At 71.6% G+C, this 12,529-nt stretch carries 11 protein-coding genes; 1 reads left to right on the top strand and 10 read right to left on the bottom strand.

The features are described 5' to 3' along the window. Position 1: 1 nt before the first annotated feature. The 10 genes from VN461_13220 to VN461_13265 all read right to left on the bottom strand — a co-directional run bounded on the left by VN461_13220 (position 2) and on the right by VN461_13265 (position 11,097). Positions 2 to 982, bottom strand: a complete 981-nt coding sequence (locus VN461_13220) for an NAD(P)H-dependent glycerol-3-phosphate dehydrogenase (GenBank protein HXB55742.1) — start codon at positions 980 to 982, stop codon at positions 2 to 4. Then, positions 979 to 1,578: a glycerol-3-phosphate 1-O-acyltransferase PlsY gene (plsY, locus tag VN461_13225; GenBank protein ID HXB55743.1), complete on the bottom strand. Its 600-nt coding sequence runs from the start codon at positions 1,576 to 1,578 to the stop codon at positions 979 to 981. The genes VN461_13220 and plsY overlap by 4 nt, the downstream gene beginning before the upstream one ends. Before the next feature lie 10 nt (positions 1,579 to 1,588). Continuing rightward, the gene (thpR, locus tag VN461_13230) at positions 1,589 to 2,155 is read right to left on the bottom strand and encodes an RNA 2',3'-cyclic phosphodiesterase (GenBank protein ID HXB55744.1); all 567 of its coding nucleotides are present in this window, start codon (positions 2,153 to 2,155) and stop codon (positions 1,589 to 1,591) included. Continuing rightward, positions 2,152 to 3,405 (bottom strand): competence/damage-inducible protein A, encoded by a 1,254-nt coding sequence (locus tag VN461_13235; protein HXB55745.1) that lies wholly within the window; start codon positions 3,403 to 3,405, stop codon positions 2,152 to 2,154. Before VN461_13235 ends, thpR begins: the two co-directional genes overlap by 4 nt. Continuing rightward, positions 3,402 to 3,899: a phosphatidylglycerophosphatase A gene (locus VN461_13240; GenBank protein HXB55746.1), complete on the bottom strand. Its 498-nt coding sequence runs from the start codon at positions 3,897 to 3,899 to the stop codon at positions 3,402 to 3,404. The genes VN461_13235 and VN461_13240 overlap by 4 nt, the downstream gene beginning before the upstream one ends. Before the next feature lie 16 nt (positions 3,900 to 3,915). After that, complete coding sequence (locus tag VN461_13245; protein ID HXB55747.1) at positions 3,916 to 5,568, bottom strand: NFACT RNA binding domain-containing protein; 1,653 nt, start codon at positions 5,566 to 5,568, stop codon at positions 3,916 to 3,918. A gap of 29 nt (positions 5,569 to 5,597) precedes the next feature. Next, the gene (locus VN461_13250; protein ID HXB55748.1) at positions 5,598 to 6,593 is read right to left on the bottom strand and encodes an RDD family protein; all 996 of its coding nucleotides are present in this window, start codon (positions 6,591 to 6,593) and stop codon (positions 5,598 to 5,600) included. Continuing rightward, positions 6,590 to 7,315, bottom strand: coding sequence for a hypothetical protein (locus tag VN461_13255; protein HXB55749.1), 726 nt, complete (start codon positions 7,313 to 7,315; stop codon positions 6,590 to 6,592). Before VN461_13255 ends, VN461_13250 begins: the two co-directional genes overlap by 4 nt. A 181-nt stretch (positions 7,316 to 7,496) precedes the next feature. Further along, positions 7,497 to 8,894, bottom strand: coding sequence for a sigma-54 dependent transcriptional regulator (locus tag VN461_13260; protein HXB55750.1), 1,398 nt, complete (start codon positions 8,892 to 8,894; stop codon positions 7,497 to 7,499). Positions 8,895 to 8,901: 7 nt separating this feature from the next. After that, entirely contained in the window at positions 8,902 to 11,097 is a 2,196-nt protein-coding gene (locus tag VN461_13265; protein HXB55751.1) for an ATP-binding protein, read from the bottom strand. Between the two features lie 133 nt (positions 11,098 to 11,230). Between VN461_13265 and VN461_13270 the strand changes: the two genes are divergently transcribed. Next, complete coding sequence (locus VN461_13270) at positions 11,231 to 12,514, top strand: FHA domain-containing protein (GenBank protein ID HXB55752.1); 1,284 nt, start codon at positions 11,231 to 11,233, stop codon at positions 12,512 to 12,514. Positions 12,515 to 12,529: the final 15 nt, after the last annotated feature.

Raw genomic sequence — 12,529 nt, forward strand, 5'->3', positions numbered from 1 at the left:
TCTACTCCCTTTTCAAGCTCCTGAGCATCAGCTCGTCCACCGCCTCCCGGGGCGGCTTACCCTGGTAGAGAACCGCGCGCATCTGTTCGGCAATCGGCATCTCGATCCCCGCCCGGGCGGCCAAGGCGCAGGCGGCGAGTGTCGTACGGACTCCTTCCGCCACCAGCCCCGCCGTAGCCTCGCCCAGGCTCCGGCCGGACCCCAGGGCTTCCCCCACCCGCCGGTTGCGCGAAAGAACGCCCGTGCACGTGAGCACGAGGTCACCAAGTCCGGCCAGCCCGGCCAGGGTGTCCGGCCGACCCCCCAGGCCCACCGCCAAGCGGGACATCTCGGCCAGGCCGCGGGTGATGAGGGCGGCCAGGGTGTTGTGGCCATAGCCCAGGCCGCTCACGATCCCTCCCGCGATCGCGATCACGTTCTTGAGCGCCCCCCCGAGCTCCACCCCCACCACGTCGTCGCTGGAATAGGCCCGGAAGGTCCGGCTGGAGAGGGTCTTCTGCACCGCCTCCGCCACTCTGCGGTCAGCGGAGGCCACGACCACGGCCGTGGGCTGCTCGCGGGCGACCTCGAGGGCGAAAGAGGGCCCGGAGAGGACAGCCAGGGGAAGCCCGGGCACCTCCTCCTGCGCCACCTGCGTCATGCGCTGGAGAGTGTCGATCTCGAGTCCTTTGGTGGCGGAGACGAGAACCGCCTCCTTGGGCGCCAACCCCTTGAGCGCGCGGTACACGCCGCGGCAGAACTCGGACGGGATCACGACCAGGAGGACCTCCGCCCCCTCGACCGCCGCGGGGAGGTCGTGGGTGGCGGCGATGCCCGCGGGTAAGGCCACCCCCGGCAGATGCCTGGGGTTCCCGCCGCCCTCGGCGATGTCGCGGGCGACCTCGGGCTCGCGGGCCCAGAGGCGCACGCGGTGGTCGGCGCGCACGCAGTGGGCGGCGAGGGCGGTTCCCCACGCTCCTCCTCCGAGGACGGTGACCCTCACCGTGCAGGCGCCCCCAGCCGGCCCTCCCGGCCTTGGGCCAGGCGCACGATGTTGCCGCGGTGTCTCCAGATGACCAGGGCCGCGGCGCCGGTGGCGGCCCAGGCCACGGGCGGTGGAGAGCCGAGGATGAGGGTAGCCGCTGCCAGGGCGACCGCTCCCACCATCGAGCCCACCGAGACGTAGCGGGTCATGGCCACCACGAGCGCGAACGCGCCCACGGCCAGGAGGGTGGCATAGGGAGCCAGGAGCAGAAAGGCCCCCGCCCCCGTGGCCACGCCCTTGCCCCCCTGGAAGCCGAGCCAGGGGGGATACATGTGCCCGATCACGGCTCCCAGGGCGGCCAGGGCGGGGAGGACGCTCGAGGTCGGGGCCAGGGAGGACACGACCAGGGCCGCGGCCGCGCCTTTGCACGCGTCCAGCAGGAGGGCCAGCAGCCCCGCCGCCTTCCCCGCGCTCCGCATTACGTTGGTGGCCCCCACATTGCCACTCCCCACCCGGCGGACATCGGCCACGCCGAAAGCGCGAGCCACCATAAAGCTGAAGGGGACGGAGCCGATGAGATAGGCGCCGGCCAGGAGAGCGAGATGCCAGGGCATTCCGCCCAGTCTACGCCCCGAGGAGAAAGCTCGCGAGGGGGGTGTAGAGCGCGCCTTCCCGCCCGACCTCGCTCCTGTAGAGGACCAGGCTCTCGAGGGAGACCTTGCCCAGGTCGGCGGGGGGCAGCTCAGGCGAGGGGGCCCGCTCTCGCCAGCGTCCGAGGGTTAGGTGCGAGCGGAAAGGCCGGGTCTCGCGCGGGAAGCCCACTCCCACCGCAGCCTCTTCGCAAGCCGCCTGAAGGGCCAGGACCGGGGGCGCCAGCGAGACTCCGAGCCAGAGCACGCGCGGGCTGCCCCGGGGGGGGAACAGGCCGAGACCAGAGATCTGGGCCTCGGACGGTGGGCAGGCGGCGGCGAGCCCCTGGAGCCGCGGCCCCAGCTGCTGGATCTGCGCGGGGAGCGTGGATCCGAGAAAGCGCAGCGTGAGGTGGATCCCCTCCGGGCGGACAAAGCGCACGCCGGGCACGCGGTGTCGGATCTCCCCCATCAGCTCCGCGATCCGCGCGCGCAGGCCCGACCCGATGGCGAGGGCCACAAAGGCCCGGACGTGGTCGGGTGGGTCCCCGCCCCGCCTCACCAGTGGGCGAGGCCGAGCAGGCCGCGCCGCATCATCTCCAGAGCCGCCTGCGAGGCCTGATAGCGGACGCGCTCGCGTCCGCCGGGAAAATGGACCTTGCGCACGCGTGTGCCCGCCGCCCCATCCAAGGCGAGGAAGACGAGGCCGACCGGCTTCTCCGCGCTCCCCCCGTCGGGGCCTGCGATGCCCGTGATACCCACCCCGATCGCGGTGCCCGCCGCCCGGCGCACTCCCGCGGCCATGGCCGCCGCGACCTCTGCCGAGACCGCGCCCACGGAATCAAGGAGAGCCGCCTCCACCCCCAGAAGCTCGGCCTTGGCGCGGTTGGAGTAGGTCACGTACGCCCGCTCCAGGAAACGACTGGCCCCCGGCACATCGGTGAGGCGCGCGGAGAGAAGGCCCCCCGTGCAGGACTCGGCCAGGGCCAGGGTCAGCCCCCGCTCGCGGAGGAGGTCGGCTACGACTTCCGGCAGCTCGCGCCCGTCCTCCCCATAGATGCGGCCGGGGAGGCTCTCGCGCAGCCCCGCGGCCAAAGCCTCGATCCGCGCTTGCGCCTCCGCCTCCGAAGCCCCGCTCGCGGTGAGGTGGAGCTCTACCTGGCCAGGTCCCCCCAGGATGGTCGTGCGCGGGTTGGTGAACGACTTGTAGACCGGCGCCACCGCCTGTTCGACGTCACTCTCCGACATGGAGGCGATCTTGAGCACGCGCGTCCGAAGCACGGTGCCCCCCGCCCGGTCCCGGATCAGGGGCGAGACCTGCTCCTCGAACATCGGCTCCATCTCGGTCGGGGGGCCGGGCAGGAGGATGAGCACCCGGGCTCCGCTCTCCACGCGCTGGCCCGGCGCCGTGCCCCGAGGATTGGGCAGGACGATGGCACCTTCGATCACATCCGCCTGCTTCTCGTTGACGGGCGCCATCTCCCGGAGATATCGGCGGAAGCGTTCCTTCAGCATCTCCAGGAGCCGGGGGTCCCGGTGAAGCCCGCGTCCGAGGGCGGCCGCCGCCGCCTCGCGGGTGAGATCGTCCTCCGTGGGACCCAGTCCCCCCGTCGCGATCACGATGTCGGCGCGGGCGAGCGCGGCGCGGAAGGCGGACTCAAGAAGGGCCGCGTCATCGGCGACCGTGACCCGCGACCCCACCTCCACGCCCAGCTCCCGCAGCCTTTCCGTCAGATAGAGGGCGTTGGTGTCGGAGCGGAGCGGGGTGAGGAGTTCGCTGCCCACGGCCAGGATCTCGGCCCGCAGGGTCATGTCAGGGGCCAGACGAGGAGCCCAACCCGGAGGATGAGGTTGGCGTAAATGCCGGCCATGACGTCATCCACCATGATCCCCCAGCCGCCCGGAAGCCGCTCGAAGTCGCGGGCGGGATAGGGCTTGACCACGTCCAGGAGGCGGAAGAGCACGAACCCGAAGATCACGATCCAGGGCCGGAAGGGCAGGGCCAGGAGAGAGACCCACATGCCGATCACCTCGTCCCAGACCACGATTGACGGGTCCTCCTGCCCCACCCGTCGGGCGACGTGGGAAGCGGCGGCCACCCCGACGAGGAAGAGGACCGCTGCCAAAGCGGCCTGCTGAGCAAGGGCGAGTCTCTGGAGGGGCCAGAAGAGCAGCACTCCGAGGGCGGAGCCCGCGGTGCCGGGGGCGAAGGGCGCGTATCCCGAGCCGAAACCCGTGGCCAGAACCGTGGCGCAGGCGGTGATGAAGCGGGAGCGCGGGGCCGCGGGCGGAGCGGGATCGGCCATGGACGGGGATCATATCCTAGCGCCGGCGGAGCCGGCCCTCGGGATCGCGGGGGGCCACGCGCACGGTCTCGGAATGGGCAATGGCGACGCGGCCGCGCCCTCCGCGGGCGGGGCGCAGGTGCTTGCGCCGTGTCACGTGGACGTCCACCTGGGCCGCGGCCCGGGCGTCGCTGAAAAAAGCCGCCACCTCTGCCGCCTCCCTGAAGTCCTCTCCCCCCGCGCGGCCCTCCGGGTCCCGGAGTATGACTTGGGCCCCGGGCACGTCCCGGGCGTGCAGCCACACGTCCTCCGGACGCGCCACGTGAAAGGTCAAGTGATGGTTCTCTTTCGCCCCCCTCCCCACCAGCAGCGAGAACCCGCGCGCGGTGAGGTAATGGCGAGAGCCGGGCCTGGCCGTCGTACCCGACTCCCGTCCACCCCCGCCTCCTTCCGCTCCCCGCGGCGGCTCGAGGTCGGCGACGTCTCGGGCCTCGTGGAGGCGGGCCTCGCGGGCCCGCTCGGCTTCCAGGGCGACCCGCGTCTCCCCCAGGCGCGTCTCCACTTGGCGCCGCGCTTTCTCGATGCGCCGGGCCTTCTGGAAAAGGCGGTCCGCGTTGCCGGGGGCGGAGAGGGTCGGATCGACCGCCACCAGCAGGTGCCGATCGGGGGCGTAGGGATCGGGGACCTCCGCTTTTCCCGCCACGGGAGCGAAGCTGCCCGGGGAGGCGAGGAGGGCCTCCGCTTCCCTCCGCAGCCGTGCCGCCTCGGGCAGGCCCTGGAGGTCCCCGAGGAGATGGGCCTCGAGCTGGGCGAGACGGCGCCCCTTACGACCGGCCTCCTGAAGGGCGCTCTTCCTCGCCCGCTCGAAGCGCGTCCCCCGCGAGCGAGCGAGCAGAAACAGAGAGGCGGCTTCGAGCCAGGAGGCAGGGTGAAGGGCCACGCGCTTATGCCCCTCGAGGGGAAAAGGGGCGAGGGCCACAGCCTCGGGGGGAGCGAGGTCGGCGTCGTGCCACGTCGCCATCGGTCCGGGAGCGAGCAGGGTCGGGCGCGGAGAGGCCAGCCGGGTCCGCAGGGCGGCCAGTGACTCCGGCTGCCCGTCCAGCTCCCGCGCCAGAAGCGGGCCCAGGCCCGGGCAGACGCTGAGCAGCGCCCGGGGAAGGCTGCGCCCCGTGGCCGCGGCGGTGGCGGCCGCCGCGGCCAGGAGCCGCGGATCGACGCGGTCCCATTCTCGCTCCCCCGCCGCCGCCGGCAGCGGCCAAGCCGGTGGCCCCGCCCCCACCGTGGCGAGGGCGGCTCCCTCCACGATGAGCGTGAGGGCCGGCACTCCGGAAAGCCGAAGGACGAGGAGGGCCCGCCCGACGTCCATCACCACCGTCCTCTCTCCGAGAATGCGATGGAGCGCCGTGAGCCGGACTCCTCCCAGGTGCTTGCGGAGGAGCAGCAGGGCTTGTCGGGCGCCTCCCGGGGCCTCGTCCTCCGCCCCCTGGGCGAGAAAGCGGGCTTGGGTGCGGGGGAGACGGTAGAGACCGGCCGTGCCGGGGGCAGCCTCCAGCCAGAGCCAGTGATCCCGGTCCCCGGAAACCTCGAAAGCGATGGAATGCGGGCCGCCCAGGTGCGGCCGTCCCAAGTGTCGGCCCCGGACAAACGGCTCGAGTTCGGCGATCACGTGATCGAGGGTCAGGGAGTCCATGCGGGGACGGCGCGGAAGGAAAGCGGGCCTCAGCCCTTAATGACGCGGGTGTGGAGGATCCGATCGTGTAGGGCCCGCCGCGCGGGGTCGAAGAGCATGGGGACGAGGCCCAAGCCGGCAACGAGCACGCAGAGCGCCCCGAGGGCGGTCCTCAAGAGCGCCCGGAGGTAGCCGGCGGGACGGCCGGCCACGTCGACCACGCGCAGGCCAACCCAGATCTTGCCCAGGGTCTGGCCGGTGGTCCCTCCGAAATAGCCGCCGTAAAGGACGCCCAGAAAGGCCAGATAGGCGACAAGATAGGGCCAGGTGGGACGTAGCCCCCGAATCGGCACGTGGGCGGCGCGGCTGGCGAAGTAGACGACTAGGGCCCAGAGGGAGCCCAGGAGGCCGAGGTCCGCGGCTGCCGCCTGGACCCGCTCGCGGAAGAAGGCCGGCCGCTCAACCGGGCGCACGCCGGGCGGGGCGGCGGGCACCTCCAGGGACCACTCGCGCGGTCGCCCTTCCTCGGGGCGGGGCTCGAGGCTGGGCGGCTCGCGGAGGAACTCTCCGCCCATTTCCAGCTCCGCCCCGCGGGAAGTGCCGCGGTGGAAATCGGTCTCCGGGGGACGAAGCGGGAGGTCCAGAGGGGGGGGCGGGAGGGAGTGGAAGTCGTCCCCGCCGTGGCTCCGCTCTCTTGCCGGCGCTTCGACCTCGGCGGGGGTGACGGGGGGGATCCCCTTCGCCTCCAGCGCGGGGGGCTCCGGCGGCGTCGCGGCTGGCTCCTCGCTGTCGAAGAGGGGCAGCCCCGCGTCCTCCGCCCTCTTGCGCTTGCGATGGCGAATCCGCTCCTTGACCTCATCCTTCCACGTCTTCTCTTTCTTGCGGAGGCCGGGGATCTCGCGCAGCGGCTCCGCCTTGCCCCGGGCGGGCGGGGTCAGGGGATCGGGGGCGAGCGCGCCCTCCACCGCGGGGGCCACCACCGCCCCGCAGTAGAGACAACGCTCTTGGCCGGTCGCCAGGGCCTGACCGCAGGCCGGGCAGGTCACCGGCGCGAGCCTCCCTCCCGGAGCATCGTCTCCGCCTGGCTCCGGAAGCGGAGCGCGAAAGGATAGGCGGGATCCTGGGGGGTCACGCGGTCGATGGCGGCGAGGGCGCCCTCGGCATCGCCCTGCTCGATGAGCCGGCGCGCCTCCGCGAGCGCCGGGTCAGCCGCGCTCATCGGCCCCAGGGGGGACGTCGGAAGGGCCATAACGCGCGGGGAGGGGACGCCGGCCAGACCGTCCACGAGGCGCTCCCAGGTGGAGGCGACGGTGCTGGCGAGGAGGGCAAAGCCAAGGGCCCAGAGGGCGACGAGGGCGTGACGGTGCCATCCCTCCCCCCGTCGAAACTCCGTCTCGGCTCCCGGAAAAGCAACCTCCGCAGCGGCCGAGAGTCTCCGCGCCCCGTCCTCCCGATCGGGGAGTTCCCCCGCTCGCTCGTGGTCGTCCAGGGGGGGCACGGCCCCAGCGGGAAGATCGCCCGCGCGCGCGCCATGGCCGGCCAGAACCGCGCCCTTGGACTCTTCGAGGCGGACGAGAGCGCGGCGCTCCTGCTCGGCGTCGGCGGCCTCCGCTTCCCGTCGTCCCTGGCGCGCACCCGCGTGGCCCCGGTCCTGGACCAAGATGCGCCCGAAGACGAGCCCCGCCTCCTGGCTTCGGCCACGCCGGAGGAGGCGCCGCCCCTTGGACAGCCAGCGCTGGGTCCCGTTCGGGGTGAGCCGCTTTACCAAGTAGCCCGCATCCTCCTGATCTGCGCCTCATTATGAGGAAAGCCCCTGGGGGATTCAAGGCGAAAAACGCTGGCCCTCGGCCTCAAGGCGTGGGCGAGCACCACCCCGGAACCCCCGTCCGCCGCCCCCTTCGAAAAGCCCGGAGGGAGTCGCCGGCGCGGGGGGTCGTCGGAAGGGTCTCCTAGGCCGAGCCCACGGGCTCCCCGCGGCGAGCGGAGATGAGGCCGTAGCCCTTCATCTTCCGGTAGAGGTTGGAGCGCTCCACGCGCAGGGCCTCCGCCGTCCGGCTCATATTGCCTCCACACTCCTGATACTTCTTCCAGATGTAGCGCTTCTCGAAGTCCTCGCGGGCTTCGACCAGAGACGGGAAATCGGCGGGCCCGGCGGGGGCGGCGCTGCCCGCGGTCAGGGGGCCCGCCCCCCCCAAGGGCGCGGGCAGGTGAGAGGCCTCAATCCGCTCCCCGGGCGTCATGATGACGAGTCGCTCGATGATGTTGCGCAGCTCGCGGACGTTGCCCGCCCAGGGCAGGCCCGTGAGGTGGGCCAGCACCTCCGGGGATAGCTCTTTCGGGCGCTTGCCGTACTCGGCGGATAGGGTGGCGATGAAATGGCGGGCGAGGAGCGGGATGTCCTCACGCCGCTCCCGCAAGGGCGGTACGTGGAAGGGGATGACGTTCAGCCGGAAGAACAGGTCCTCGCGGAAAGTCCCCCGCTGGATCTCCTCCGCCAGATTCTTGTTGGTGGCCGCGATGACCCTGACATCCACGGTCAGGGGGGAGGCCCCGCCCACGGGTTCCACCCTCTGCTCCTGGAGGACGCGCAGGACCTTGGCCTGCGTCTTCAGGGTCATGTCCCCGACCTCGTCGAGGAAGAGCGTTCCGCCGTCCGCCAGCTCGAACTTGCCCTTGCGCGAGGCCAAGGCCCCCGTGAAGGCGCCCTTGGCGTGGCCGAACAGCTCGCTCTCGATCAACTCCTCGGGAATAGCCGCGCAGTTGACCTCCACGAAGGGGCCCTGGGCGCGGAGGCTTTGGTGGTGGATGGCGCGGGCCACCAACTCCTTGCCGGTTCCGTTCTCGCCGAAGATGAGCACGCGCCCGTTGCTGGGGGCGGCCTGGGCGATCTCCCCGCGCAGGACGCGGATGGGCGGGCTCTCGCCCACCATCACGAAGCGCTGCTCCACCTGCTCCTTGAGGGAGCGGTTCTCGCTCTCCAGCCGCCGCTGGCGCAGGGTGTTCTTCACCACCAGCAGCGTCTTCTCGAGGGAGAGGGGCTTCTCCACGAAGTCGCGCGCCCCCATCCGGACCGCCTTCACCGCGGTCTCGATGTTGCCGTGGCCGGAGATCACCACCACCGGCAGCTCGGGATCGAGGGCCCGCACCCGGCCCAGGGTCTCGAGCCCGTCCATCCGCGGCAACCACACGTCCAGGAGCAGGAGGTCGAAGCGCCTCCCCTCCAGCGCGGCCAGGCAGGCCTCGCCGCTCTCCACCGCCTGCACGGCGTAGCCTTCGTCCCCCAGGATCCCTGCCAGGGAGGCGCGCACGCCGCTCTCATCGTCGACGATCAGCACCGCTTCACGCATCAGCACCTCATGCCGGCAGCTCCACCACGAAGCGTGCGCCCTGGGGAGGGTTGTCCTCGACCCGGATCGCTCCGTGGTGCTCCTGGACAATGCGGCTCACGATGGCGAGGCCCAGGCCGCTCCCGCGCTTCTTGGTCGAGAAATGGGGGACGAAGAGACGGTCCCGGTCCTCGGGGGCGATACCCGGCCCGTCGTCCGACACGGAGAGGCGGGCGCGACCCTGCAGCCGGTCGAACTCGGTGGCGATCACCACCGTCCCTTTCTTGTCCGTGGCCTCGATCGCGTTGTCGACCAGGTTGATGAGGACGCGCTTCATCTGGTCGGCGTCGATGCGCAGGCTGGGCAGATCCGGAGCCAGGCGGCGGTCGATCCTCACCCCGCCGAAAAGGCCGTCGTAGAGGGACAAGGCCTGGTCGATCACCTCGTGCAGAGAGCCGGGGGCCAGGTGGGCGGCGGGGAGGCGCGCAAACTGGGCAAATTCGTCCACCAGGTTCTTGAGCGCCTCCACCTCATCCACGATCGCCCCCGTGCATTCGGTCAGGATCTTCTCGAAGTCGGGGGCGGACTTGAGGTAGGCCTTCCGCACGCGCTGGGCCGAGAGCTGGATGGGGGTGAGCGGGTTCTTGATCTCGTGGGCCAGCTTGCGGGCCACCTCGCCCCAGGCCGCCACCCTCTGGGCCCGCATCAAGGGAGTCAGATCGTCGACCACGAGCACCGCCCCCGGGGGCGAGCCCAGAGGCCCCGGCAGCGGAACCACGGTCACCGCCAGGTGCCGGTCCCTCCCCCGCGCGGGGACCTGGATCTCACGCTCCTGGCGCGTCACCCGCCCGGAGAGGAGGCGCTGAACCAGTTCCAGGATGTCCCCGCGACCCCGCCCCTTGAGCGTGCCCTCCAGACCGAGGCCCACGATTCCCGCTTCCAGGTCGAGGAGCCGACCGGCGGCGGCGTTTACGGCAATGATCGTACCCTCATGGTCCACGACCACTACCCCCGTGCCCACCGTCTCGAGCACGGTCTCGGTCAGGCGCCGCCGTTCCTCCAGCTCCTGGTTCTTGCGGGTGAGCCCCGCCCGGTTGAACTCGACCTCCTCTTCCGTCCGCGCCAACCGCTCCGACATGCGGTTGAAGGACGCGATCAGGGCCGTGAACTCGTCGCTGCCGGAGGGGAAGTCCACCCGGACCCCGCGCTCCCCGGCCGCGATCCGCTCCGCGCCCTCCGCCACCAGGTGCAGGGGGGTCGTGATTCGGCGGGCCAGATATAGGGAGAGCCACACCGCCCCGAAGAGGATGAGGAGGGCGGGGAAGAGGTAGAGAGACAAGTAGACGGCCTTGATCGGTCCTTTGAAGGTCTCCGCTTTGCGGAACTTTGTGTAGCGCTCCTGGACCTCCCGCGCCTCCGCCGCCACCCCGCCCGGGAGATAACTCGAGACCAGCACCGCCCCCGTGACCCGCCGGCGGGCGTCCCTCACCGGCACCGCCACCCTCATCAGCTCCCCCGCCCCGAAGGGCACGACAGCCTCCGCCTCCCGCCCGGAAAGGGCGGCCTCGGCCAGGGTCTCGCCGGAGGCGGTGTCGTAGGAGGCAGGGGGGGGCAAACGGGGGTCCATCACCGCCACCAGCTCGCCCTCCCGGCTGAAGACGTTCACCAGGTCCATCTGCAGCTCGCGCGAGCGCACCTCGACCGTGCGCCGGAGCCGCCCCTGACCCGCGGTCTCCAGGAGGCCGCGGGCTTCGAACTCGCGGGCCAGGGCCCGGGCGTCGACCCGGGCCCGGTCCGTCACCGACTCCCGGAGGGCGGTGGCCAGGGCCTGGGATGAGGAGAGGATGCGCTCCACGTCCACGTTGAACCAGCGGTCCACGGTCTGCTGAATGAGGTCGCTGCCCACCACGATCAGGAGGAGAGAGGGTGCGATGGCCATGAGGAGAAAGACGAGGAGGAGGCGCATCCGGAAGCGGGCACCCAGCACGCCGCGGCGCCGGTCCAGGACCACCCGCACGAGGTTCCGACCCAGCACGAAGATCAGGATCAGGAGGAGAGTGAGGTTGAGGACGGTGAGACCGTAGAGGAGGACGGAAGCCAGGAAGTCGGGCGAAAAGTCCCGGCTCTTCCGCAGGAGCACCTCGATGGTCAGGAAGAGGCCGAGGGCGCCCGCGGTGAGGAGGAGGATCAGGGGGGCGTTGTTGCGAAACTTCGGGCGGGGCATTCTCAGCCACCTGTGCGCGTGCGCCGGGTCACTCGACGCCGGTCAGCGACCGTGAGACGCTAGCGACTGATTGTAGCGTGGCGGCCACACCTTTCCCAAGGCCGACTCGCGGAACGATGGCGCGGCCAGGCCCTTGACCAGGAAAGAGATATTGCGACGACCGACGTCGTTCATAGGCGGATGGGCGGGAGGCCTGGTCCTGACCGCTCTGCTCTTGGCGCCGGCGGCGGCCAAGGAGCCACCGGCCCTAGTGGCCCTGGTCCTGGACACGTCAGGAAGCATCCCCCGGACGGAGCTCGCCCACATGCGGGAGCTGGTCCTGGGGGTCCTGATGAGCCTACCCGCAGGGAGCGAGGTCGCGGTCTTCTCCTTCGCGGACCAAGCCCTCCTGGTCCAGCCCCGTACCTCCGACCCGGAGGTGGTGCGGCGGGCGGTGGACGGTCTGAGCATCTCGGGTCGGTACACCGCTCTCTACGACGCGCTCTACGACGCCAGCCGCTATTTGCGCGACGCGGGCGGGGGGCACCGGGCCATCCTGCTCATCACCGACGGCAAGGACGAGAACAGTGCCCTGAACCTCGAGGACGGGCTGAAGCTGGCCCAGGAGACGAGGATCCCCGTCTTCTGCGTGGGGGTGGGGCGGGTGGAAGAGAGGATCCTGCGGAGGATCGGCAAGCTCACGGGTGGCGATTACCTCGCCTCGCCCGCGGCCACCGGCCCTGGCCTCGCCCATCGCATACAGGGTGAGCTGGAGGCGGGCGGCGATCCCTCCCCTCTCCCCGCGGCCCGGACCAACCCCCGCGCCCTCCCCGCAGCCGGGCCCGCCCCGGGGGGGGCCACTCGTTCCTTCCCTCTGCTGTGGGCCGGGCTGGGCATTGCCGTGGCCGTCCTCGTGGCCGCGGCCACCGCGCGGGCGCGCCGCCGGCCCTCCCGGGCCCGCTGCCCGAGCTGCGGGGCAGCGCTGGCCACCCCCTATTCAGTGTGCGCACGCTGCGCTCCAGCCCCTGCGCCCACCCTCGTCGAGACCCCCCCCGCGAGCGCCCTATCAAGCACGGTGCTTGCACGCATGAACACCACCGAGGAGTACCTAGAGAAGACGGTGACCTTGCGCGAGAAGTCGGTGCTGGCCGTCACCCGCGGGCCCGGCCTGGGCAAGGTGTTCGCTCTCGCGCGGGAGACCACCACGTCTTTGGGGCGGGCCCGGGCCAACGACATCGTCCTGGAGGACGTCGCCGTCTCCAGCCAACACTGCCGGATCCGCCTGGAGCAGGGGCGCTTCGTGCTGCACGACCTGAAGAGCACGAACGGCACCCTCGTGAACGATCAGAAGGTCACCCGCCATGCCCTGTCCGAGGGGGACGTGATCAGGATCGGCGAGACCAGCCTGCAGTTCAGGCTCGAGAGTCTGCGAGACTGACGCCCCCTTAGGCCC

It is taken from the genome of Vicinamibacteria bacterium (assembly GCA_035570235.1).
Taxonomy (GTDB): Bacteria; Acidobacteriota; Vicinamibacteria; order Fen-336; family Fen-336; genus DATMML01.

What these genes read in the sequence shown, in the direction of transcription:
- plsY (HXB55743.1), bottom strand. Translation starts at nt 1,578, where the DNA reads ATGCCCTGGCATCTCGCTCTCCTGGCCGGCGCCTATCTCATCGGCTCC.
- VN461_13235 (HXB55745.1), bottom strand. Translation starts at nt 3,405, where the DNA reads ATGACCCTGCGGGCCGAGATCCTGGCCGTGGGCAGCGAACTCCTCACC.
- VN461_13240 (HXB55746.1), bottom strand. Translation starts at nt 3,899, where the DNA reads ATGGCCGATCCCGCTCCGCCCGCGGCCCCGCGCTCCCGCTTCATCACC.
- VN461_13245 (HXB55747.1), bottom strand. Translation starts at nt 5,568, where the DNA reads ATGGACTCCCTGACCCTCGATCACGTGATCGCCGAACTCGAGCCGTTT.
- VN461_13260 (HXB55750.1), bottom strand. Translation starts at nt 8,894, where the DNA reads ATGCGTGAAGCGGTGCTGATCGTCGACGATGAGAGCGGCGTGCGCGCC.
- VN461_13265 (HXB55751.1), bottom strand. Translation starts at nt 11,097, where the DNA reads ATGCCCCGCCCGAAGTTTCGCAACAACGCCCCCCTGATCCTCCTCCTC.